General features: G+C 65.5%; 16 protein-coding genes and 1 tRNA gene. 12 read left to right on the top strand and 5 right to left on the bottom strand.

Going from position 1 to position 24,399, the window contains the following annotated elements; translation table 11 throughout:
• Nucleotides 1-35 precede the first annotated feature (35 nt).
• Both SSMG_RS26000 and SSMG_RS25995 read left to right on the top strand, forming a co-directional pair.
• Entirely contained in the window at nt 36-803 is a 768-nt protein-coding gene (locus tag SSMG_RS26000) for a trans-aconitate 2-methyltransferase (RefSeq protein WP_037714898.1), read from the top strand.
• Nucleotides 803-1,378, top strand: a complete 576-nt coding sequence (locus SSMG_RS25995) for a trans-aconitate 2-methyltransferase (RefSeq protein ID WP_037714895.1) — start codon at nt 803-805, stop codon at nt 1,376-1,378. The genes SSMG_RS26000 and SSMG_RS25995 overlap by 1 nt, the downstream gene beginning before the upstream one ends.
• A gap of 13 nt (nt 1,379-1,391) precedes the next feature.
• Here the strand turns inward: SSMG_RS25995 and SSMG_RS25990 are convergent, their stop codons facing one another.
• Entirely contained in the window at nt 1,392-1,571 is a 180-nt protein-coding gene (locus SSMG_RS25990; protein ID WP_037717996.1) for a hypothetical protein, read from the bottom strand.
• Between the two features lie 164 nt (nt 1,572-1,735).
• On the opposite strand from SSMG_RS25990, the gene SSMG_RS25985 reads away from it, so the two are divergent.
• Nucleotides 1,736-1,808, top strand: a tRNA-Asn gene (locus SSMG_RS25985).
• A gap of 1,580 nt (nt 1,809-3,388) precedes the next feature.
• Nucleotides 3,389-4,462, top strand: a complete 1,074-nt coding sequence (locus SSMG_RS25980; RefSeq protein ID WP_009080916.1) for a recombinase family protein — start codon at nt 3,389-3,391, stop codon at nt 4,460-4,462.
• Between the two features lie 902 nt (nt 4,463-5,364).
• On the opposite strand, the gene SSMG_RS25975 is transcribed toward SSMG_RS25980, so the two are convergent.
• The 3 genes from SSMG_RS25975 to SSMG_RS25965 form a co-directional block, all read right to left on the bottom strand.
• A complete protein-coding gene (locus SSMG_RS25975) occupies nt 5,365-5,910 on the bottom strand; it encodes a hypothetical protein (RefSeq protein WP_009080912.1) in 546 nt (181 codons plus the stop codon).
• Nucleotides 5,911-6,649: 739 nt separating this feature from the next.
• Complete coding sequence (locus tag SSMG_RS25970; RefSeq protein ID WP_158688097.1) at nt 6,650-9,304, bottom strand: DEAD/DEAH box helicase; 2,655 nt, start codon at nt 9,302-9,304, stop codon at nt 6,650-6,652.
• A gap of 359 nt (nt 9,305-9,663) precedes the next feature.
• A complete protein-coding gene (locus tag SSMG_RS25965) occupies nt 9,664-11,136 on the bottom strand; it encodes a Fis family transcriptional regulator (RefSeq protein ID WP_199785988.1) in 1,473 nt (490 codons plus the stop codon).
• A gap of 167 nt (nt 11,137-11,303) precedes the next feature.
• On the opposite strand from SSMG_RS25965, the gene SSMG_RS25960 reads away from it, so the two are divergent.
• The 7 genes from SSMG_RS25960 (at nt 11,304) to SSMG_RS45610 (ending at nt 22,739) form a co-directional block, all read left to right on the top strand.
• The gene (locus SSMG_RS25960; protein WP_199785987.1) at nt 11,304-13,169 is read left to right on the top strand and encodes a hypothetical protein; all 1,866 of its coding nucleotides are present in this window, start codon (nt 11,304-11,306) and stop codon (nt 13,167-13,169) included.
• Between the two features lie 14 nt (nt 13,170-13,183).
• Complete coding sequence (locus SSMG_RS25955; RefSeq protein ID WP_009080908.1) at nt 13,184-14,809, top strand: class I SAM-dependent DNA methyltransferase; 1,626 nt, start codon at nt 13,184-13,186, stop codon at nt 14,807-14,809.
• The gene (locus SSMG_RS43805; RefSeq protein ID WP_158688096.1) at nt 14,781-16,028 is read left to right on the top strand and encodes a restriction endonuclease subunit S; all 1,248 of its coding nucleotides are present in this window, start codon (nt 14,781-14,783) and stop codon (nt 16,026-16,028) included. Before SSMG_RS25955 ends, SSMG_RS43805 begins: the two co-directional genes overlap by 29 nt.
• On the top strand, nt 16,028-19,237 hold the full coding sequence (locus tag SSMG_RS25945; RefSeq protein WP_009080906.1) for a type I restriction endonuclease subunit R: 3,210 nt from the start codon (nt 16,028-16,030) through the stop codon (nt 19,235-19,237). The genes SSMG_RS43805 and SSMG_RS25945 overlap by 1 nt, the downstream gene beginning before the upstream one ends.
• 186 nt (nt 19,238-19,423) lie before the next feature.
• Nucleotides 19,424-21,208 (top strand): AAA family ATPase, encoded by a 1,785-nt coding sequence (locus tag SSMG_RS25940; protein ID WP_100266884.1) that lies wholly within the window; start codon nt 19,424-19,426, stop codon nt 21,206-21,208.
• Complete coding sequence (locus SSMG_RS25935) at nt 21,205-22,554, top strand: hypothetical protein (RefSeq protein WP_009080903.1); 1,350 nt, start codon at nt 21,205-21,207, stop codon at nt 22,552-22,554. Before SSMG_RS25940 ends, SSMG_RS25935 begins: the two co-directional genes overlap by 4 nt.
• A 32-nt stretch (nt 22,555-22,586) precedes the next feature.
• Nucleotides 22,587-22,739 (top strand): hypothetical protein, encoded by a 153-nt coding sequence (locus tag SSMG_RS45610; protein WP_158688095.1) that lies wholly within the window; start codon nt 22,587-22,589, stop codon nt 22,737-22,739.
• A gap of 332 nt (nt 22,740-23,071) precedes the next feature.
• Here SSMG_RS45610 and SSMG_RS25930 read toward each other — a convergent pair whose 3' ends face one another.
• Nucleotides 23,072-23,428, bottom strand: coding sequence for an alpha/beta fold hydrolase (locus SSMG_RS25930; RefSeq protein WP_009080902.1), 357 nt, complete (start codon nt 23,426-23,428; stop codon nt 23,072-23,074).
• Between the two features lie 593 nt (nt 23,429-24,021).
• On the opposite strand from SSMG_RS25930, the gene SSMG_RS25925 reads away from it, so the two are divergent.
• Nucleotides 24,022-24,393, top strand: coding sequence for a hypothetical protein (locus tag SSMG_RS25925; protein ID WP_009080900.1), 372 nt, complete (start codon nt 24,022-24,024; stop codon nt 24,391-24,393).
• Nucleotides 24,394-24,399 lie beyond the last annotated feature (6 nt).

The following is a 24,399-nucleotide window of genomic DNA, read 5'->3' as shown; positions in this document are numbered from 1 at the left end:
AGTACGGATGTACTGTTACTGGCGGGAGGCTGCTCGTGTGGGATCCGGCGAAGTACCTCGACTATTCCGACCTGCGGGGCCGGCCGTTCTATGACCTGATCGGGCGAATCTCGGCGGCTTCCCCTCGTCGGGTGGTCGACCTGGGCTGCGGCCCCGGCACCCTGACCCTGGACCTGGCGCTCCGCTGGCCGGACGCGGTCCTGGAGGCGATGGACAGCTCGCCGGAGATGGTCGCCGCGGCCCGGGAGCGCGGGGTGGCCGCCGAGGTCGGCGACGTCCGGACGTGGACGCCGAAACCGGACACCGACGTGGTCGTCTCGAACGCCGTCCTGCAGTGGGTGCCCGGGCACGAGGACCTGCTGCGCCGCTGGGCCGCGGAACTTCCCGCCGGCGCCGTGCTGGCGGTGCAGGTCCCCGGCAACTTCTCGGCCCCTTCGCACGCCCTGAGCCGTCAGCTGGCGGCCTCTCCGGAGTGGTCGTCGCGCCTCTCGTCGGTGTCTTTGCGAGCCGAAGACGCCGTCGGCGAGCCGCGCGACTACGCGAACCTCCTCGCGGACGCCGGTTGCCTGGTCGACGCCTGGGAAACCACGTACGTGCAACGACTTTCGGGCTCGCGCGCGGTGCTGGAGTGGATCACCGGAACCGCCCTCCGCCCGATCCGCGCCGCACTGGGCGACGAGGACTGGGCCGCCTTCCAAGACGACCTCGCCCCGCTGCTGGACGAGGCCTACCCGCCGCGCCCGGACGGCACCACCTGGTTCGAATTCCGGCGGATCTTCTTCGTCGCCACGATCCCCGGCTGATGTCGTACTGGAACACGAACGTCGCCCGCCACCCGGGCATCCTTCGTGCGGTGCCCGGCGGATGCTCGACCGCGCTGGACGTCGGCTGCGGAGACGGCCTGCTGGTGCGGAAACTGGCTTCCGTGGTGCCTTCGGTCACCGGGATCGACAAGTCCCCGGAGATGGTCGCTCAGGCCCGTTCGCTGTCGGGTGACAGGTTCGTCGAGGGAGACTTCCTCGCCGCCGACCTCGGCGCCTACGACTTCATCTGCTCGGTGGCGACCATCCACCACCTGGACTTCGAAGCCGCCCTCACCCGGATGCGGGACCTGCTGAACCCAGGAGGCGCGCTGGTCGTGGTCGGCCTGGCCCGCGACGCGAACGTCACGGACCGAGCAGCGACGCTCGCGGCCGCCCCGCTCGTGCGCGTGGTGAAGACGGTCCGCCGCGCCCACGGCCCGGACGGCATGCCGGAGAGGCAGCCGCGGATGAGCTACCGCGAAGTACGCACGGCCGCGCAACGGCTGCTGCCCGGGGTGCGGTACCGCCGACACGTGCTCCGCCGGTACTCGCTTACCTGGCGAAAACCGTCCTGAGCTGGGGTTTCTCTCAGCGGTTCCCGCGCCCGAACTTCTCGCCGAGCTTCGCCCGCGCCACCCCGGCGGCCCCCTGGACCATCGGATGGTCGGCCAGCCTGCGGTAGGTGCGCACGATCTGCTCGTACCGTCCCCGGCCGGCCCTGGTGCCCAGCACGTACCCCAGGCCCACGCCCAGCAGGAACTTCTTCATCGACGGCCACACCTCTCTCCGCAGGACTTCCGACTGTCCATTGTCCAACACAACCGGCTTCCGTGCGGAGCCGCCGGAAACCCACCCCCCCTGTGCGAGGGCGGAACGGCATGGGCTAAAGTTCTTCCTGTCAGCCCGGAGAGATCCGGACCGGCGAAGCACGATCCCCTGTAGCTCAACTGGCAGAGCATTCGGCTGTTAACCGGAGGGTTCTTGGTTCGAGTCCAAGCGGGGGAGCAAAGCCCAGGTCAGTGACCTGGGCTTTTTTGCTACCCGCAAGTAGGGGCGATTTAGTGTCGATTTTGACAGTCGTCCAAGCGGTCGGCTGTCGGGGTCGCTGGTGGTCCGCTGCGGTTGCAGGGTCGCAGTTCGAAGCCGTGGGTCGGCGCTGCGGTTGGCCGCTGTCGATCTTGGCGCGGTTGATCCCGCTCGATATGTCGATTCGGCGCTTGAGGCGTGCATCCAGGGCTGTGGCAGCGTCGGGTTGACGATCGAGTTCCGGGACCAGGTGTGAGCACGCAGGTCTGCTGCCGCGTGCCGTGGCTTCGACTTAAACTCTGCGCGATTCAGGCGGTCGGCCGTTGAGGTCGTTGCGGTCGAGTCGATCAATGCGGGCTGCGGGACGAAACGTCGCAGCGCTGAAAGAGTCATTGCCGGAGGCGTGCTGAAGCTGCGGACCGTGCGTCGTTCGGAGATTCTGCGGTCGGACGTCAATCGTCGTGCGGTGAACCGCGATCGGGTGCCGACTTGTGTCTTTGAGTGCGATGATCGAAATATATATGCGAGAATTTAGTGAAATTGCCCTCGAAACCTTCTTTCCCTGTGCTGATGGGAATGGTGAAGAGAGATGAGGAATGAGATGCTGAACTGCACTCTTCGAAAACCATCAGAAGCAGTTAGGGGCCAGCACGTCCGGCAAGTTGTCCAGTGGGTCGCGCTTGTTGTGGGCGCTGCTCTGTGCCGCAGGGATCGCGTTAGACGGATGTTCCTGACCTGCGGGAACGGTGCGGCTGACCCCCTCGCTGCCAGAATGGGCCGGACACGTCCCTGACCCGCGGTTATCGAGAACCCGCAGGACGAACGCCGCAGCTGACCGCACCTGAGCGCGGTTCGACGCTGTTCGGCGTCGTTGGGACCGTGGCCCTGCTCCAGTTCTGCTCCAGCAAAATTGGCATGAATGCGCATCGGTGCACACGTGCGTACGATCGTCTCGCGGTTCGGAGGCCTTGTCCAGAGCGTGGCTCCGGCAGGCCGCGAGGCGTCCCGTCTCGCGGCATCGTTCGACAGCTCATTACTCCCGGTAACACGCATTTGCCGAATTCGATCGCCGGGACACTCTCCCCGCCGACGACTGTCCGGGCATAGATGGGTCGGCGTGCGCGGGTCCCTGGGGATTTGGTGCCCATGTCCCAGGCAGAAGCGGCCGGGCTCGGTGATCTCGCCTCCCACTACCACGCTGGCTGACCTCCGGCAGGCCGCGGTCGGCCAGCGCTCCCGCTGTTCGGCGGTCCCGTCCGGCATGCTCAGGTCGTCGGCCGCGCTGATGCGCTGGAGCGCCGCGAACTGTTGCTCGTTAACCTGCTCTGCCGACGCAATTGCCGCTCCGCCGTGCGGCCGTTCTCTCGCGGCGCTGAGATCAGCGCGCTACGGAAATTATTAGCCTGGGCAGCCTGTCAATGGTTGCGATTTGGTGCAAACGAGGCCTTCTTCGCAACGGATTTCGCTGAATTGGGACCGTTCTGCTGTCTGTTCATGACGGACACTTGTGTTGAGCAGCCGGATGAGGTGCAGCGAGGATCGGTTGTTCGGAGGGTGTCATGGTTGGTACGGATCAGGACTCCTGGCGCGTCATGGACGAGCTGTGGGGAACGGCTGAGTCGACGGTGGAGCGGGACACGGCTGGCCCAGTGGCGTTCTACGGTCGCTGCTCGACCGAGGAAAACCAGGACCCGCGGACGTCACGAGCCTGGCAGCTCGGCGTGGCTCGCAGATTCGTCGAACCGCTAGGCGGTCGGGTGGTGGTCGAGTTCTTCGACGTGGACCAGTCCCGGTCGGTGCCGTGGCACCGCCGCGCCGAGGCCGCACGGCTGCTCGGCCTGTTGAAAAATCCAGGCCGGGGGTGGCGCGGCGTTGTGGTGGGGGAAGGCACGCGCTGCTGGTTCGGCAATCAGTTCTCGTTGGTCGCGCCTCGGCTGGCCGCGTATGCTGTCGACGCGTGGGTGCCTGAGCTCGGCGGGCGTTACGACCCGAAGAATCCGTCGCACGCGGTGCTGATGAGCGTGCTGGGCGGGATGAGCGAGTCCGAGCGCCGTCACGTGCAGGCACGAGTGCGTGCGGCGATGGACGCTCAGGTCGTCAACGAAGGACGGCACGAGGGCGGCCGGGCGCCGTGCGGGTATGTCGTGGCCGACGGCGGGCCGCATCCGAACCCGCGGAAGGCTGCGGAAGGGGGACGGCTGCGGGTGCTGCGGATCGACCCGGCCGCCGCGCCGATCGTGCGCAGGATTTTCGCCGAGTACCTGGCCGGCAGCGGCGACCGGACCATCGCCGCAGGGCTGAACCGCGATGGCGTGCTTTGTCCGTCGGCGTGCCGGCCGCGGCAGAACCCGCACCGGCGCGCCGACGGGTGGCAAGGCAGCACGGTGCGGTCGATCCTGGAGAACCCGCGCTACAGCGGGTACGCGTTCTTCGGCCGCTGGACAAGTTGCGAGCTGCTGGTCGACCCGGAGGACGGCGCAGCGGGACACGTCATCCGGTTCCGGCGCGCCGATCCCAGCACGGTCGTACGGTCACGAACACCGGCTCATCCGCTTGTCGTGACGGTCGAAGACTTCACCCGCGTCCAACTTCTGTGCCGCGGGAAGCGGCATGTCCGCCGTAGCGAGGCATAACCTTCGCACTGAATGGATGATCGCTGACGGGCCGTGGAAACCCGTGCCCTGCTGCAAGAAGTAAACATGCGGCTGGCCGTCGCGTCCCACTGCTTGGCGAGCGGGGCGGCAGCATGGCAGCGTCGTTTGCTGACGGGCTTGCGGTTTCGGCTGGAACGGCTCGGCGCGGCCGTAGAGAAGCTCTTCGACGACACCGACGACTGGTCAAGCACACCTAGCGGATCTGGTTGACTAGCTGGGCGCGGGGCCGTCAAGCAGTGACTGGGCCCCCGGGCGAGTCAGTTGGCTGGAGGAAAGCCTTGGTCTCGTCGTAGGTCTGTCCTGTTTGGAGGCAGTGGCAGAGCCGTCCGAGCGGTTGAACAGGTGCCGCAGGGCGGTGGAGTGGCAGGCCGTGGTCGCGGCGCTTTCTGCAGTGGCGGGTTCACTGCGAGTGGTGGCGAAGAAGGCCCAGAACCGGTCGACGGCAGCGATGCGGTCGTTTTATTCGCCGGAGGTGAGGGAGATCGACCGCTCGGACGCGTGGGTGACGGGTGCGGATCCGGCGTAGGCCTTGAGCGCTCGGGCGGCGGCGAAGCGAGAGTGATCGCCGACCCCGGCCGAGGACATCTGGACTCTCGGGTTGACGCGGTCGGTTGCGGGGGACGAGGAGAGTCCCAGTCCCTCATCAGCAGTGCTTCGGCGTTGAGGCGGCCAGCCAGCACCGGGTTGCCAACACAATGCCGATACGACACTTCGTCAGTCCTTGTCGATCTCTTGGATCAGCGGCGTGCCGAGGTGAGCGTCGTTTTCGCTGAACGAGGCCAGGCACTGTGGTGGTCGATATGGCCGTGGTGCCGCGTCACTCTTGAGGGCAAGGAACCGGCTTACGCGGCAAGCCCGTGATAACCCTGGCTCTCGCGTATCTATCGGGATATCGATTCCCAGATCGCATACGCGCGGTCGACTTCGTTGGCCAGAATCTCCAGCTTAGGGAACTCGTCATCGAGCATGTCCCAGTCGCAAACCAGGGAGCCGTCCACTAGCGCGGTCCACGCTTCAACGAAGTGCGCGAGCGACTGCCGGATATGACTCTCGTACGCAACGACATGCCGGACCTGCCGTCCGCCGCGCTTCGCCTCGGTTTCTTCCTGTTCCGCGGGCATCGTTCGCACGAATGGCGATGGCACAGGCTCTGGGCCTCGTTCTGGATGCAATATGTCGGTTCCTCGATTGTGCAGTTCGGTGGTGCGGAGGATCAAACTCTCAAAGTCTTTCCACTCCACGACTTGCGCAATACGGCTGAAGTCCTTGACGATCCAGAGGAGATTGCCCGAAACGTCACTGCCGTAGGGTGGTGTCAGCCGTGCGGCGAGCCAGCGCGTCTGTTCTGCGACGTACCTGAGCCGACGGGTAAGAGACTGCCACTCGGCGACCAGGTTGTCGATGTCCTCATACTCGTCAGACGGCATGCCGTTCCTCTCATGGGTTTGATTTTTGTACCTTGTGGACCACGGTCTGAGGCCCGGACACTTCGCTATCTTGGCCCAATCGGCAGGCTGGTCGCCACAGTGATGTCCACAAGCCGTGCTACTTGTGAGTAACAATGGCGTACGGGCCACCACCGACATACGCAGCTCGTCCTCGGCTCTTGGCAATTGCTCCACAAGGCTTTCGTTCAGCAACGAGGTAGTGGACTTCGACGCCTCGGTTGCGGGCGTCGGCGTTGTACTCTAGCTGGGCGAGGGTGCGGGTGATCACTTGGTCGATCTCCTCAGCCGGGTTCGTTTCCGTGACCGTGAAGCCGGGCGGTGCGTGGTCGTGGATGTTCCGCGACAGCAGCAGGAGGTTGAAGTTGGAGGCAATCTGATCCCGGAAGCGCGGGTGAGGGCGGGTAGCAGCCTCGACAACGACGGGGCGGGCCAGGACTGCCAGATGGCCTTGCGCCCGGCAAACGAGACGGAAAGGTGTACGAGAGGAACCAGCGTTGGTAAAGCTCCGTAATCATCTCGCCAGCTCAAATCTGGTGGATATGGGCTGGTATGCGGTGCACCCGGCATCTCCCGCGTTGAGGGGCCGGGACTTTTAGTTGGGTAGGGTATTCGGGCTGGGAGGCTGCGGGGAAGGGCTACGGCGTAGCCGCAGCGATGCCGCCGGTAGAGAGGTCAGTGATCGTACTACCAGAGTTCGACGCTGGAGGGTGTCGCACGATTAGTTACCGGGCCTGATCCGGTTCTGGGTGAGCCGATCGATCACTTGGCTCGGCAGGCAACCGTTCTCGGTCATGACAGACCGGACGTGTTGCCTCTGAGCCTGCTCGGAGGCGATTCCAACTGCCGTCGTCAGCAGGTCAGCCCAGACCACGGCAACATCGCCGGCGATCTCCTTCACCACTCCGGTCGAGGCCAGGTAGACATTGGGATTCGCCGCCTGTGCGTGCTGCGGATCTACCGACAACTTGTCCGACACGATGATCGCTGGGCTGCCCGCCGGGGGATGATCCATTCCTCGGTCCGCGGCCAGTTGGTCGAGTTGGGTGTTGGCCTGGCGAACATCCTTGAGCGGAAGCAGGCCATCGTCGTGCTCCTCTGACTTGGCCTCAATGGTCATCCACGCGGCGGTGCCCCACACCCAGGCGGAGTCGCAACGACCCTGGCCCTTTGGCTTGGAAGCCTCTGCCCCGAGGCGCGCTCCCAGAATCGTCAGGCCGCGTTCATACCGGGTCGCCTCATTCTGGGCGAGTGCTTGCTGCATCTCGATGAGGTCAGCGTTGATCTGCTTCGGCTTCAGTTGGCCGCGCAGGCGGGCGACGACCTGGTTGACCGCCTCGATATCCGCCGGGACGGGTGGGATCTCCTCAGCGCCCGGAAGCTCCCGCATCTCCTTGAGCCAGGTGCCACGATCGGCGGCGAGAGCGGCTTCGCGAACGAGCTGGCGGGCGCGCGACCGCTGGGTCTCGTCCTGCGCACCGAGATGCAACCACACGGCAGCGAGGTACAGCAGCAGGCCACGGTAGCCGCGCGTTGCAGCCGGGCCGACATGGGGCACCGCTTCCTGAAGCTTCTCGCTAGCGCCAATCCAGTCGCCGCCGAAGGCCAGCTGCCACGCCTGAACTTCCAGCGCAGCGGCGTTGCCGAGAGCGTCAGTTCCTGGTGGCTCAACCTTGACGGCGTCCTGCCGGAACTCGGCCACCGCTGGCTCACCTTGCTCACGCCAGTCGGCACTGTGTTCGAGGAACATCTCGACGTTCTCAATGATCTCGCAAGGCTCGACGCCCTTGCTGTTTTGCCAACCGAACTCGACCTCGGCCTGCAACTCTGGTTCGAGCGCCTTGAGATTCTCGGGCCGGGAGAAGTACTTCATGATGTCCGGACCGAGCACGACCACCACGGCGTAGTCGTTCGGGCCGCGGGTGCAGCGGCCGGCGCCTTGCACGATGCGGGTCCGAAGGCGCTCGGAGAGGGCGGCGTTGGCTTCTGCCCGCTCGCTCAGGAATCGCTCCTGCAGCCCGACAGCATCCGGCTTACCGCCGAGGACAACAATCCGGCAGGCATCACCGGGCAGATCGAGTCCGTCGTAGCGGTTGGCCAGACCGAGCACCCCAGTCGGAGCGGCGGCGAAGGACTCTAGCCCCTCACGCTCCAGGTCGTCCCGTCCCCTGACAGGGATGCCATCGCCGGCCAGTGCCGTGGCTGTCGTCTCGGTGTTGGCGACGGTCTCTTGACTCAGAACGAGCGCTTTGTCGGTCAGGCTAATGATCTGCTTGGTCAGGCCGACAGCATCCCCACCCTTGACGAGGTCCGGGAAGACAAACAGCCGCCGACCGGAGCGCGGAGGCGTCTTGGTCGGCAGCGGCATCCGCACGATCTCCGGTCGGCCGAATGCTCGCTCTAGCTCGCCGCCCGAGCCGAGCGTCGCCGACAGGTAGATGCGCTGCTTGGCGCGAGCGAAGATGTGGTTCTCGTAGGTTGGTGGGATCATCGGGCGAATCTGGATGCCGCCGTAGGAGGGGTAGACACAGCAGGCTGCCAAACCAGACCGGATCATCGCGAGCTTGTACGAGTGGGGCTGGGGCAAACCCGCCAGGGCGGCGTCGAGCTCAGTCAAAGCCGTCTGATCGACCGCGGGTAGGATCAGGCGCACCTGGTGGTGTGCGCCGGGGTCGGGCTCGCCTTCGAGGCGCTGGATGAGGAGCCCGGACAAGAACGGCTTCAGCGCCTCCAACACCTCGAGGTATGCATCCTCGTCGTCGTAGCGACGGATGTAGATGCCGTACTCGTTCCCGACGAACTGCTCACCAGCATGGGCGTCGTCGAAGATCAGCAGTCGAGGTTCGGGCAGCTTTGGGCTGCTGTTGAAGACAGCGCTGTAGGTCGTAATCCCGATCGCCTCGCCACCCTCGACGGACGCCTCATCCGCCGGACCCCATTGCCTGGCGCTGCCGGTCAGGAGCGCAGCCGGAACACCCTCGCGCCCGGCCGTCGCCGCGACCTGACGCGCGAGCTGCTTGGTCGGTGTCGCGTAAACGACTGGCCCTGCAGCTTTCCGCCGTACCCACTCCCCAATGAGCAGGCCGGGCAGCGTTTTGCCCGTGCCCGTCGGCAGCTCCAGCGCTAGGTCTGCAGTGTCCTGATGGCCCTCCGCATAGGCACGAATGACGTCGCCCTGATGCAACCAGAGCGAGTCGACAGCGGCCGTGGTCCGCGACAGAGCACCGCTGAGGTACAGCTCCTCCGGCGACGGGAACTGCTGGACCACCCGCTTGGTCTTGCCCTGAAATGCCATGCTTTCGATGCCTGCCTGTCGTTCCGTCGAGTGCGGGTTGCGGGTTGCGATGCAGTTGGCCGCTGTGGCCGCTAGCGTCATCGCGGATCACTCGGCCTGCAGTACCGAATGCTGTTGGATTGGACCAGTAGCGTTCCTAGAATCGCTCTGGAATGGGCGTCGTTACTGACCGTTTCCGGTTCGTAACATGGCAGCTGTCGTGACATCCGATCCTCAAGATGTGGACCGCGAACACGATGGTCGTTGACCCGTGCCGCTCTTGAACGCCGACTGAGGTTTCCACGGCTGCTCGGAGACTTCCGAACCAGGTTTGATCACGCGGACCGAGCCAGAGAATCATCGTCGCTGCACCGAAGAAGTACCCGGATGATCTGCGGGAACGTGCTGTGTAGCGACTGAGCTGGGCGGCCGAAGCTTCGGCCGCCCAGCTGCGCGGTGTTTCATGCGGCGCCGTGCTGGCCTGTCGAATCCGCGCTCGGCGCTGCGCCGGCATTCGCTCCGTCCAGGGCGATCAGTGCTTCGTCGAGCAGGCGCTGGATGGCTGCGTTCAGGCTCGCGCATTCGCTGTCGATCTTCGTTGCGGACTTCTGAATGGTGGCGGAGAGTTTCTTGACGGAGTCGATCTTCGCGAGGTGGGTCAGCGCTTCGGTGATCTTGTCCTCGGCGGTGGAGATCTCTTGGACTCCCTTGCGTCCGGACGTCGCGATGGCTGTCGTCCGCAGGAGCATGATGACGGTGCGCAGCAGGTCAGGGTCGTCGATGGCCGGGTCGAACGCGAGGATGACCCGCTGGGAGCCGAGGACCCGGATGGTCTGACCGCTGTTCTGGTCGGCGGTGCGGACTAGTCCGAGCGACGCTGCTGCGTCCCGGTTGCGTTCGGCGTCTTCCAGGTAGGCGGTCCATCCGGCTCGTGAAGAGTCGGTCATCTCGATGACGACACGCACGGTGCCGTCGTTGAGGCTGAGCACGCCGTCGCCCTTTTTGCAGCGGGGCAGGTTGCCGGGGATCGAGCTGGTGTCGCTGTAGTCGTCGCCGAGGCCCGAGGCGATCGTGGCCAGAACGGCATGCAGCTGGTTGGCGTAGGAGTCGCCTTTGATCGGCGTGACCTTCGCCAGGCTGGTCCTTGCTTCCTGGACGCGCAGTGCCGTGGATACTTCGTCGATCTTGCCGGCGAGCTCGGTGTGCTGCTTGCTCAGTTGCTGCGCGAGCTGCGCCTGGCGGGCGGCAAGTTCGGCGGCGTGTTTGGCCATCGGCGAAGTCGGGTCGGATGCGTCGAATTGCTGCGCGGCGGTGGTGAGGAGTTCCGTCGTGCCGGCGGTCAGCTTGGCACCGAGGTCGGTGCCGAACTTGTCCAGCAGGGGACGCAGCCGTTCGAGGAGTTCCGGGTTGTCGCCGGCGAAGATGCGGCGCACCTCGTCGTGCAGGTCCTTCTTCGCCGCTGACACGGCGGTGGTGAACTCGGTGCGGCTCTGTACGTCGGCTTCGGTGATCGCGGTCTTGGCGTCGCGGGCCGCCTTCGTGACGACGTCGGATGCTTCGCGCACTGCCCGCTGGGTCAGCTCGGCTGCGCGTGCGGTGGAGTCTGCGGTCTTGTCGCCGACGTCCTTGAGGAGCCGTTCGATGGCTTGGGCCTCCTGAGCTTGCCCCGTGACGCTGAGGGCATGGGCGCCGATCCGGATGGCCTCGGTGACGTAGTTGGTCAGGTCGGCGGCGGCGAGTTGGTCGAGGTCCTCGACAAGTGGGCCGCGCTCACCGGTGATCCACCGTTGGGCTTCCCGGGTGACGTCGCGGTCGCTGATGCTCAGCTGTTCGATGATCACGGCGGCTGCTTCGTGGTCGAAGTGCGCCGGCCGTGAGATGGGGTGCGTCATTTCAGCTCCTGGGCTCAGGCTGCCGCTGACCCGGCAGCTCATGGACCCCAGCATCCGAGCGTCGAATCGAATCTCCGATTCTAAATACTGATAACCCCACTTATCAGAACTTGGGGTTCTCGGATTTGCCGCCCGGTGCGTAGTCTTGGAGGCACTCCGGACGGACCGGACGGACCGAGGGGAGGTGGACTGCGATGGGTGCGGGACCGGTGCTGACGCTGAAGGACGTTGCTGATCTTGCTCGTGTTCGTCGGCCGGTGGTGAGCATGTGGCGCCGCCGGCCCAGGGCGCGGGGCGTGCACCTTCCGTTTCCCGACCCGGTCGAGGTCGTGGGCGGGGTGGAGCGGTTCAGCCGCGATGAGATCGTCGTGTGGCTCGAGCGCACTGGGCGCGGTAACAACCCGGAGGCAGGCCTCGATGCACCAGCATTGAGCGTGCCGGAGGCAGTGTCGCTGGAGGAACTCGTCGTGTGGCTCTGTCTGGCGTCCTTGACCGGCGAGGAGCTGGCCGCGGCGACGACCGAGCAGCGCGCCGACAAGGCACGCGAGGTCGACCCCGGCGACCGGATGCTGCTCCGCGAAATCGTCTCAGCCCGGGCGGTGCCGGCCACGCTGCGGTTTGTCGACGGGCTCCTCGATGCCTCGTACGGCCCCGGGGAAGCCCTCGATCGCCTGCACCGGAGCCGGGCAGGACGGGGCAGCCGCGACCTGACCTCGGACGCGGTGGACCTCGTCCGCACCATCGCCCAGGCATGCGCCCTCCATCTCGATCCCGAAGGTGTGCCGCTGGTCCACGCCGGCAGAGCGACCAGCGCAACCCTTGCCCTCGCCCCGAGCTTCACCCAGCTCATCGTGCCGGGCGATACCCCGGACGTGCGGGGTATGCGGCGTCGCGCAGCAATCCGCGGCATCGAGACGGTCGAGCGCGCGGCGACGCCGCGCGTGCGCTTCCTCTCGGCTGTCGGCGAGACCGTGGACTCCGCCCTCGAGCTGGTCGACGAGGTGGTGCTCGACCTCGACGAGGCGGAGCTCGCCGTCATCGTCGGGCCGGCCGCAGCCCTGTGCGACGAGCTGCACGGCACCCAGGAGCAGCGCCGAGCCCAGACTCTCCGCGCTGAGGGGCTGGCCGTTGCGCTGCGCCTGCCGCGGGGCATGTGGCGCGAAGCGCATCGGCAGGCGCTCGGATTGTGGGTCTGTGCGCCGGGCGGGTTCACCCAGCGGCCGCTGGTCGCCGATCTGGCGGCGTTCGACAGCGCCGAACGCGACCTGGAGGACCTCGCCTCGGACGTGACAGCGGCTCTGGCCAGGGTCCGCGGCCGCGCGTTCCGGTACCTCCGCCCGCACGACCTGCCCGCGATCCTCAGCTCCCGCGCAACCGTCGTACCCGCCGGTGCACGGGCGACCCGCCTTGCCACAGCGGACACGGGACGACACACAGCTGCCATTAACACTGCGACCTTGGTTACGAGCGAAGCGATTCGTCCGTTCGACGTCCTGGCAGAACCCGCCGCCGGCACGACGCTGCTGCGCCGCCGGTCTCTCGGCGAACTGACCGACCAGGGCCACGTCCGGGTCCTTCGCGGCAGCCGGATACACAGCGACCACGCCGACCCCGCCGGGTCAGTGCCAGTTTTGTCCGCGACCGCTCCGCACGGTCTGTTGCGGCTCGACCCGTTCGATGCGACGCAGCTGTACCCACGTGCCGCACGCACCAATCCCGGGGATGTCGTGTTCACCGACCGACCGCACCCGGTCGCCGCCGTCGACGACACCGGCGGAGCGCTGGTGGCCGCCCCGTCGAAGATCCTCCGGATCAGCCCGAAAGCTGGCATCGGCCCTCGAGCGGTGGCCGCGATCATCAACCGGCTTCCGCGCGTGCCCTCGGAGTGGAAGACCTGGAGCGTGCCGATCCTCGACACCGCTGAAGTGGATCGACTCGAAGCGGTCCTCGCGGCTGTGGCCGAGCACGAAGCGACGCTTCGACACCACTTGGAAGAAACACGGAATCTCGTCACTGCCATGATCGACGGAGTCGCCGCAGGCGCGGTGACTCTCGCGACGCGGACAACGAAATAGGAAGGACAGGCAGCATGCCTCCCCGCAAGAAGAAGGAACCGTCGGCACCGTCGACGATGAAGGAGCTGAAGGACACGCTCTGGAAGGCCGCCGACCGGCTCCGCGGCTCGCTGTCCGCGAACCAGTACAAGGACGTCATCCTCGGCTTGGTATTCCTCAAGTACGTCTCGGACGCCTACGACGAACGCCGCGAAGCCATCCGCGCCGACCTGACGGCCGAAGGCTACGACGCCGAGCAGATCGCCGACCTGATCGACGACCCCGAGGAATACCAGGGCTACGGCGTCTTCGTCGTGCCGCCCACCGCCCAATGGGACTACCTCGCGCAGTACGCCAAGGGCAAGCCGGCCGAAGGCACCGAACCGGCCAAGAACATCGGTCAGCTGATCGACGAGGCAATGGACCTCGTCATGAAGACCAACCCGGCACTGCAGGGCACGCTGCCGCGCCTCTACAACAAGGACAACATCGACCAGCGCCGCCTCGGGGAACTGATCGACCTCTTCAACAGCGCCCGGTTCAGCCGCCAGGGCGAACACCGCGCACGCGACCTCATGGGCGAGGTCTACGAGTACTTCCTCGGCAACTTCGCCCGATCAGAAGGAAAGCGGGGCGGCGAGTTCTTCACCCCGCCCAGCGTCGTCCGAGTGATCGTCGAGGTGCTGGAACCCTCGAGCGGCCGCGTGTACGACCCGTGCTGCGGCTCCGGCGGCATGTTCGTGCAGACCGAGAAGTTCATCTACGAACACAACGGCGACCCTAAGGACGTCTCGATCTTCGGGCAGGAAAGCCTGGAAGAGACCTGGCGGATGGCGAAGATGAACCTCGCCATCCACGGCATCGAGAACAAGGGCCTCGGAGCCCGGTGGGGCGACACCTTCGCCCGCGACCAGCACGCGGACCTCCAGATGGACTACGTGATGGCCAACCCGCCGTTCAACATCAAGTACTGGTCACGTAACACCGAAGACCCACGCTGGAAATTCGGTGTACCTCCGGCTACCAATGCTAACTACGCCTGGATTCAACACATCCTGTACAAACTTGCTCCCGGCGGCAGTGCCGGCGTGGTGATGGCTAACGGCTCGATGTCGTCCAACTCCAACGGCGAAGGTGCCATCCGAGCCCAGATCGTCGAAGCCGACCTCGTCTCCTGCATGGTTGCGCTGCCGACACAACTCTTCCGTAGTACTGGCATCCCGGTCTGCGTGTGGTTCTTCGCCAAGGACAAGCGCGCCGGTAAGCACGGCGCGGTCGATCGATCTGGTCAGGTGCTGTTCATTGACGCCCGCGAACTCGGCTACATGGTCGACCGCGCCGAGCGCACGCTGTCGAACGAGGATATCGCCAAGATCGCCGACACCTACCACGCCTGGCGCGGAACCCGCTCCGCTGCCCAGAAGCGCCTGACCTACGCGGATGTTTCCGGCTTCTGCAAGTCGATGGGCCTGCCCGACATCAAGGCCGTCGACTACGCCCTCGACCCTGGCCGTTATGTCGGCGCTGCCGAAGTCGAAGACGACGGTGAACCCATCGACGACAAGATCCAGCGCCTCGCCAACGAATTGATTGCTGCCTTCGACGCGTCGGCCCAACTGGAGAAGGTTGTCCGTGAGCAATTGGAGCGGCTCGATGTCTGACTGGTCTACTGCGCCCCTGCCAGAGGTACTCGAGTTTCGGGAAGGCCCGGGGATCATGGCTGCTGACTTTCGCGACGGCGGAGTGCCACTGATTCGTCTGGCAGGACTCAAACTGGGGGCCAACCTGCTGAACGGGTGCAACTACCTCGATCCCGCGAAGGTCGAGCAGAAGTGGAAGCAGTTCCGGCTTCGAAAAGGTGATGTGCTTCTCAGCACCTCGGCTTCCCTTGGGGAGGTTGCAACGGTTGTTGACGAGGGTGTGGGAGCTGTGCCATACACCGGAATTATCTGTTTTAGGCCTCGAGACTGTCGAGTGGATCCGAGGTTCATTCAGCACATGCTGCGGACGCCTTCGTTTAAGAACCAGATCGAAGCCATGGGTGTCGGATCCGTGATGAAACACTTCGGGCCTTCGCATCTGCGGAGCATGACCGTCTCGTATCCCGGTGTTCGAACGCAGCGTGCGATCGCGGATGTATTGGGCGCACTTGATGACAAGATTGCCGCGAATAACCGTTTATCGGCTACTGCGCGGAGCCTCGCTGATGCAATATTCATGAAAAGTCTAAGGCAGGGTTTCGGAACGCCGATGACTTTGGGTGAACTCGCAAGTCGTGGCGTCCTGACGCTAGGTGATGGCTATCGGACGAAGCGAGCGGAGCACGGCTGGCCAGGATACCGAATTCTGAGGGCAGGGGATGTTCGGGACGGACGCATCGCTCCTGAGGGTGACGACTTTGTGTCGAAATCGTATGCTGGACAGATTGGTTCGAAACTGTCGCAGCCAGGCGACATTATCTTAACAACAAAGGGGTCGGTGGGTCGTGTGGCGGTTGTGCCGCCTGACCTCGAAGTGGTCGTCTACAGTCCGCAGATTTGCTACTTCCGCGTCCTTGACAAGGAGATGATCGATAGCAGCTACCTCGCTTCTTGGTTTAGAAGCTCAGACCTTCAGGCTCAAGCGTCACAACTAATGTTCAAGAGTGACATGGCACCTTACATCAACCTTCGTGACATTCGTACTTTAGTTGTTCCGGTGCCCGGCAAGATTGAACAGTGTAAACAAGTAGAGGTGCAGCGCGGTCTCCTCGATGTTGTCCACGCCGCTCACTCCGAAAACAAGCGGCTCGGACGTACGCGGGACGAGCTTCTGCCCCTCCTGATGTCAGGCAAGGCGCGCGTGCGCGAAGCCGAGAAGGTCGTGGAGGGGGTTGTGTGATGGCGGAGCAGCTGGGGTTCAGTGAGGCGGAGTGGGAGAGCGTCGCGTTGGAGACGCTCGCCGAGCAGGAGTGGCAGCCGCTCCCAGGGATCGCCGTCGTGCAAGGCGCTGAAAACGGTCGGGCCTCGTGGGACGACGTTGTGCTTCCTGGACGGATGCTGGCCAAGATGCGGGAGCTCAACCCCCAAGTGCCAGCGGAGTACCTGGAGCAGGCGCTCGCGGAGATCATTCAACCGACCTCACAGGACGCGATCGCGGAGAACTACCGGCTGCACCAGATTTGCACCCAGGGCTACCGCGGGATCAGCTACATCGACGCCGACGGCGTGGAACAGAACCCGACGATCAGACTGGTCAGCCACCAGGTCGGCGACAACGAGCTGCTCGCGGTCAACCAGGTCACCGTCCGTACGGCGGAGGTCGAGCGCCGCTTCGATGTCGTGCTCTATCTCAATGGCATGCCGGTCGCGATCTTCGAGCTGAAGCAAGCGGGCGCGGCCAAGGCCGATCTGGACGCCGCGCATGCCCAGTTGGCGACCTACTTGCGTGAGTTCCCGATGGCGTTCCGGTTCGCTGTGGTGACCGTGATCAGCGACGGGATCACCGCCCGCTACGGCACGCCGTTCACGCCGCTGAACCACTACTCGCCGTGGAACGTCGATGACGACGGCAAGCCGGTGCAGCTCGGCGAACCGCTCGACGACGTCCACCTCGGCACCGAGCTGGAGTTCCTGATCGAAGGCGTGTTCAATCCGGAGCGGTTCCTCCAGCTGCAACGGAACTTCACCGCCTTCGACGGCGGAGCCGACGGTTACGCGAAGCGGATCGCCAAGCCGCATCAGTACTTCGCGGTCACCAAGGCGGTCGGGTCGACGGTCGCGGCTGTGGAGAGCAACGGCAAGGCCGGCGTCGTGTGGCACACCCAGGGGTCGGGCAAGTCGATGGAGATGGAGCTGTACGCCCACCTCGTGGCTACGCAGCCCAAACTGAAGAACCCGACCATCATCGTGGTGACCGACCGCAAGGAACTCGACGGGCAGCTGTACGAATCGTTCAACCGGTCCCGTCTGTTGAACGAATCTCCGATCAAGGTTACGACGCGTGCGCAGCTGCGCGACGAGCTGGCCAACCGCGCCACGGGCGGCATCTACTTCACAACATTGCAGAAGTTCGGGCTCAGCAAAGCCGAGAAGGACGCCGGACTGGAGCACCCGCTGCTTTCGGACCGTCGCAACATCATCGTGATCGCTGATGAGGCCCACCGGAGCCACTACGACGACCTCGACGGCTACGCCCGCCATCTCAAGGACGCTCTGCCCAACGCTGCACTGATCGCGTTCACCGGAACGCCGATCTCCTTTGAGGACCGCAACACCCGGGAAGTGTTCGGCCGCTACATCGATATCTACGACCTGACCCGCGCCGTCGACGACGGTGCCACCGTTCCGGTCTACTTCGAGCCCAGGCTCGTCAAGGTCAAGCTGATCGATGACGTCACCGAGGACGACCTGGACAAGGCCGCGGACGAGGCGACGCTCGGGCTCGACGAGGTCGAGCGCGCGAAGATCGAGAAGTCCGTTGCGGTGATCAACGCCGTGTACGGCGCCCCAGCGCGTCTGGAGGCGTTAGCAGCAGACATCGTCGCGCATTGGGAGACGCGGTCGGAGGAGATGTGCAAGTTCATTGGTTCTCCCGGCAAGGCGTTCATCGTCGGGGCGACGCGTGAAATCTGCGCCAACTTGTACGACGAGATCGTCAAGCTCAAGCCCGAGTGGCATCATGACGCGGTCGACAAGGGCGTGATCAAGGTCGTCTACTCCGGTACCGCCCAGGACGTCGTGCCGGTGGCGCGGCACGTCCGCCGTGACAGGCAGAACAAGGTCATCCAGAAGCGGCTCCGTGATGCCGAGGACGAGCTTCAGGTCGTCCTGGTCAAAGACATGATGCTGACCGGCTTCGACGCGCCTCCGCTGCACACCCTCTATCTTGACCGTCCGCTCAAAGGCGCCTTGTTGATGCAGACATTGGCGCGGGTGAACCGCACGTTCCGCGGCAAGCCGGACGGATTGCTCGTCGCCTACGCGCCCTTGGCGGACAACCTGAACAAGGCGCTCGCCGAATACACCGACACCGACCGAGCCCAGAAGCCGGTCGGCAAGAACATCGACGAAGCTGTCGCGCTCACCACCACGCTCATCGCATCGCTGGATCAGCTGTGCGCCGGCTACCCGTGGCGGAGCAAGCTCGACGGCGGGCCGAAGAGCTGGGTCAGGGCGGCCTACGGCCTCACGAACTACCTCCGTTCCCCGGGCACTCCGGGCAACCGGCCTCCGGAGGGCGAGGAGCCGCTCGGCGACCGGTTCCGCAAGCTGGCCAACCAGCTGGCCCGGGCGTGGGCGTTGTGCGCCGGCAACCAGACCCTCGATCACCTTCGCGTCACCGCGAAGTTCTACGAAGAAGTCCGTGTCTGGATGGGCAAGTTCGATGCCTCGGAACGGCAGGCCGAGGGCAAGCCAGTGCCGGAAGAGATCGAAAGGATGCTCTCCACACTGGTGGCGACCTCCACGGCGTCCGGCGAGATCGTCGACATCTACGAAGCCGCCGGCCTGCCCAAACCGTCGTTGTCCGACCTGGGACCGGAATTCCAGCTCAAGGCCCAGTCAGCGACGAACCCGCACCTGGCGATCGAGGCGTTGCGCGCGCTGCTCGTCGAAGAATCGGATCACGTCACCCAGCACAACCTCGTCCGCCAGCGGGCGTTCTCCGAACGCATCGCCGAGCTGATGCGCAAGTACACCAACCAGCAGCTCACTTCGGCAGAAGTCATCGCCGAGCTGATCGAGCTGGCCAAGGAAGTCGCCGAGGAGGGCAACCGCGGGCAGTTCTTCACTCCGCCGCTGTCCCACGATGAGCTCGCGTTCTACGACGCCGTCAGCACCAACGAGTCGGCCGTCGAGATTCAGGGCGACGACGTGCTCGCCCAGATCGCACGCGAGTTGGTGGCAGTCATGCAACGCGACGTCAAGACCGACTGGACTGTCCGAGACGACGTGCGCGCCAAACTCCGATCGTCCATCAAACGTCTGCTCGTGAAGTACAAGTACCCGCCTGACAAGCAGCCTGAAGCTATCCGGCTTGTCATCGAGCAGATGGAAGCGATGGCACCCCGATACGCGGCTGACGGTGGATCAGGCACCGCATCCAGGTAGTGACGCTGAAGACCGCGCAGCGGTTCGCGCCGCGTAAGGCGAAGGCCCGAAGCGCTGATATCTCACTATGTGCATCGAGTCGCCGGCACGACGGTGGCGATTCTCGTACCGTAACCGGCGGCAACGCCCCAGCACGGATTGGACGTCGACCCAGTGGCACGATTCTCTGAACAGTCTCGAGAGCTGGTGGACGAAACAGCCCGGCTGTGGGTTCAGCACAGCCTGCTCGGGGACAGGTCGCTGACGGATCCGTCGCGTGACGGGGTCTGGACGGTCGATGTCCTTCGCGACCTCGACCGTCGGTTCAACGGCAATCCGCTTGTCAGCGGGGAGGGAGACGGCACTTTCGCCGGCAAGTGGGCGATTCAGCTTGAGCACGCTGGTCCGGAGTTGGTGCTGCTGGCCGCTGAAGTTCTGCTGGTGCACTTCCTGTTCGTCGGCTCGGTGACATACCGGGGCAAGCTCGATGTCATCAATGCGACGGTGGCCGGCACGGAGGTCACGTTGGATCCGGAGTCGGTGCCGATGCAGGCGATGAGGCAAGGCATCGGCCATCCTGGTGTCGGCTTCAACACGAGGCGGGACTTGCAGGTCGGCTATTTGATCGATTTCTGTCTGCGTCTCAAAGAGCTGGGCCGGGATGAGCGTGCTGTCCTGCTTGATGATGCCTGGGCGCTGCGCGACTTCGCTGACAAGACGGACAAGCCACTGCGGGAGATGCGGCACATTGTGCTTCACCTGTTGCATCCGGAGACTTTTGAGCGCATCTCCTCGGGCCGGCACAAGCGCGAGATCGCGACCGCGTTCGGCGACTTGGCCGAGACTTCGGGGCTCGACGTCGACGAGCAGCTGTTCGCGATCCGGGACAAGCTGGCGACGCTGATGCCGGAGGGCAACGCATCGGGGCAGGCGATCGACTTCTACCACCCGCCGTTGCGCGTCGCGTGGGAGAGCGCCGGGGACTCAGGGGAGGCAACGGGGGATCTGGAGGCCTTGGAGTGGAAGAAGCAGATCGTCCTTTACGGACCGCCGGGCACCAGCAAAACCTACCAGGCGCGGGGCCTCGCGGAGACGATCATCCGCCGTGCCGCGCTGCACCGTTGGGGCTTCAAGAACTTCATCGAACGCGCTGAGCTGGTCGAGGCCGCTGTGGCGGCGAACGTCTTCTGGGTGCAGCTGCATCCGGGATTCGGTTATCCGGAGTTCGTTCGCGGGTTGCGCCTCGACGGCGACCGTACCCGCTACCACCCGGGCCTCCTGCCTTCGGTCGTCGACCGCTACCACGGCCAGGCATTCCCCGACGGGCTCGCGGCGTTGCCGGTGGTCCTGGTGCTGGACGAGATCAACCGGACCGACCTGAGCGCGATGTTCGGCGAGGCGTTCAGCCTGCTGGAGGCCGGGCAGCGCGGTCGTGAGGTGACTCTGCCCGGCAGCAACCCGGACGAGCAGCCTGCCACGCTTGCGCTGCCCGAGGACCTCTACCTGATCGGCACGATGAACGAGATCGACCAGTCGGTGGAGACGTTGGACTTCGCGTTGCGCCGCAGGTTCTTGTGGCGGGAGTGTCCGTTCGAGCGCGAGACGCTTCTGGAGATCATCCAGGATCGCTGGGCCGGCGCTGTCCGCGGCGTCCCGTACGACTACGCGGCTGAACAGCTCGCACGTTTTGCCGATCACGCCGAACGGCTCAACATTGCGATCTCCGAATCGGCGGTGCTCGGCCGTGCGTACCACGTCGGACACACCTACTTCGCGGACATCGTCTTCTTCCTCGGCATCTGGCTGAGCACGCGCAAGAGCCGCCCCGCCAACGGCGGATACCTCTGGCGCCAGCCCCGCGACCAGCCGCAGCCGCCGCTGCTCGATCTGTGGAGCCGCTCGCTCAAACCGCTGCTGGAGCAGTACCTCGCGGGCGTCGACGACCGTGACGAACAGATGGACCGGTTCCGTCGCGTCTTCCTCGGGCAATGACCGACCGCATCGTCTTCGCGGATCTGGCCGGCCCGGTCGAGCGCGACCGGGTCTTCACCGCGGAGGAAGACCAATGGCTTGTCGCGCTCGCTGTCGAAACCCGGCCGGAACAGTTCACGCTGAACCTGGCACCCTCGTGCGCGTCGGCGGATCCGCAGCCTATCCTCGAGCGGCGACTCGACGGTGGCTGGCGCGCCGGACGTTACGTGGGAGAGCTCCGCCGAGACGGCCGGATCCTGGAGATCCGGCCGCGGCTGGGCATCGACACCATCGCCAGCTGGGCCAGCGCGGCCCTCAACCTGCACACCGTTCCCCGGGCCGCGGAGGCCCGCGGCAATTCAGCCCTCATCGCCGAACTGACCGCGGCGCTGTGGCGAGCCGCGCTCACGGCAGCCGCTCGCCACGGACTGCCGAGCTTCCGGACCCGCCGGGGGCATGTCGGCTCCGCGGTGCGCGGAAGCCTCGACTCGCCGGGAACTTTCGCGCTCCGGGCGGCGCGCAGCCCTTTCGTGGCCTCCGTTGAACGAGCGAAGCTGCTCGGGAACCCGGTCAGTCAGGTCATTGTCGCAGCCGACCAGGTCCTCGACACCCTCCTGCACCACCGGCCGGGTTGGCGGGGCGACCGCGTCGAGGAAATCGTGCCGCGGCTGCGAGAGAGCGTGGGCGCACGCCCTCGGCTTCCGAGCCTGCGCGACCTCCGCAGCGTCCGCTACACCCCGATCACGTTGCCGTACAAGCGCGTCGCCGACCTGTCCTGGCAGATCGTGCAGCGCACCGCCCCGCAAGCGTCACCCACTGACGAACGCACGCATGGCCTGCTCATCGACGTCGCCGAACTGTGGGAGCTGTTCCTTCTCCGCTGCGCCCGCCGCGCCACCGCGCTGCCCGTCACGCACGGCACCCAGTATCACGTCCCCGCACCGCTGTTGCGATCAGCGCGTCATCCCACGGCAGTGCTGGGTCGCCTCTTCCCCGACATCCTCATCGGGCCCGCCGAGTCGCCGACCGCGATCGTCGACGCCAAATACAAACCCCTCAACGACCGTCGCGGAGTGGACCGGGAAGATCTCTACCAGCTCAACGCTTACCTCACCGCGCACAACGCAGAACTCGGCGCTCTGGTCTACCCGACCCTCGACCAGCACCCGTCACCGCTCATTCAACAGCGCAATCCCTGGCTCACCCACCAGAACCGACCCATGCACTTCACCCAAGTCCCGATCACCGAAGGTGCCTGCGTGAGAGCGCTGACGGAACTGCTCACAGACGGGCACGAAAACACACGCAACCGCGCACCGGGCCATGACTTGCCCAGCGGGGCGGCTGGAAGGACGCGCGGACCTTAACCGCGGCCGGCAGAACGGGGTCCTGCGCGTGCTTGGGACTGCGGCTCGACGGCACGAACCCTGCCGATGCCGCGGCGGCGCTGCGGTCGCTGGCGGACCAGGTCGCCGCGCCCGCCATCGTCGTGGAGGCAGCCTATCCGGCTTCAGCGGTCACCGTGGTAAAGCGCATCCTCGGTGCGGGATGACGGCGAAGCCGTGGCTGTGCAGTACGCTCGCCAGCTCGTCGGGTGCCGACATCATCGCCCAGCGCCCGGTATCGAGCCGTAGGAAGGTCCGGCCGGGCCGGCTCGCAAGCGTCTCGGCTTCGGGGGTCAGCGCGTCGGTCGGTTTCGCGCAGGCGACGGAGACGCCGGTCGCCCCCGTCCAGCGGGGTGGCGAGCACCGCAGGTTCGAACAGCGTCCGGCCGGGATGACCGGTCGCCTGCCTCACAAGCCACTTGGCCTGCTCGTCGGTCAGGCCCTGGCCATCGAGGTCGGTCAGTTCGATGGCTGGCCACCGCCCTCGGCACCGGCGATCTCATCGCGCACCTGCTGCCTGCCGCGCTCCGACCACGTGTCGGTCATGGCACGGCCGTCGTGGGGCAGGTTTCGCGTCGACGTACACGGCGAGGGAGATCCAGTCCGGTGCTTGGTCCGCGACCTGCCCGGTCACGATGCCTGCATAGCTGTGTCCGACGAGGATTACTTCGCGCAGGTCGTTCGCCGCCAGCAGGTCGTGCACGTCCGACACGTGGGTGGCGAGACCGACCTTGTCGTGCGGTACGTCGGCCAGCCCGGACAGGCTCACGGCGTGCACTTGGTGGCCGTACTCGGTCAGCAGGCGTGCCACGGGCTCCCAGGGCCCGCTAGCGCATTGCGTGCTGTTCCTCGGCATGGCTGAGCGTCCGGCCGACGGGCGGCGGGGCAGGCTAACTCGGCTGTGTCCGCGTTGTGCGGCGCGAGGAGATCGAGTGGTCGCCGTTGCGGTCCAGAAGGCCTGATTGCAGGGTCTGACGGCACGCTCGTGCGATCAACAGCGCGGCTCGCGGACAGCGTGCCGTGGGGAATCGGCCCGGAGGCCGGATGCCTGGGGTGCGATCAGGGCGGCTTTCGCATTCCGACGGCCTTCTGGGGGGCGGAAAGCGTGCTCGAAGCGGCGGAGCCGTTCGACCAGACGGGCCAGTTTGTCGGTGTCGTTGCGGTACGTCGCAGACTTTCACAGGTCAGAAACTGTGAAAGGGTCGTGCGCGAGAGTGGTGCGGGTTTCGCGATCCACGCCCGCGACGGGATCGCGTGCGATACTCTGGCGACGATGTGATGACGGGTTGTGAGGGGAGCGTCACATGGGGAGATCGGGCGACGGTTCGCCGCCTGATGCGGGGGGAAGGGGCGAACGCGGGATGGCCGGGTTGCGCCGCGTCGCGGTGTCACGCGTATCCGGGCGGCTCGTCGGCCTCGCGGGTCGCGAGGATTGCGGGTGTCGCTGAGATGGCGTCCGAGCTGATGCATTCTGCGGGGCCGGGCGGGTACCGGTTCGAGCCGGGGACTGTCGCGGCGTTGATCTCCCGGTGGGAAGACGTGCTCCACGGATTGCAGAGTGACCAGAAGGTCCAGGAAATGGCGTTGGCTTCCGCGCAGCCGCCCTCGCCTGACCCGCCTGCCGTTGAGCAGGCGCGACTTGTGCAGGCATCGTTGCAGCGCTGTATCGACCACAACGTGTCGATGCAGCGTCAGGCTTATGCGTACATCAACGCGCTGAAAAAAGCCACCGGAACCTATACGCAGCATGATGCCGAGGTCGCGGACGCTCTTGGCAAAGTGAATCCCGGCAACTCCGCTCCTGGCGGAATTTACCAATAGGATATC

This window comes from Streptomyces sp. AA4 (assembly GCF_000158875.1).
GTDB lineage: Bacteria > Actinomycetota > Actinomycetes > Mycobacteriales > Pseudonocardiaceae > Amycolatopsis.
The sequence above is the reverse complement of the archived record's forward strand: the minus strand, read 5'-3'. Positions and strand labels throughout refer to the sequence as shown.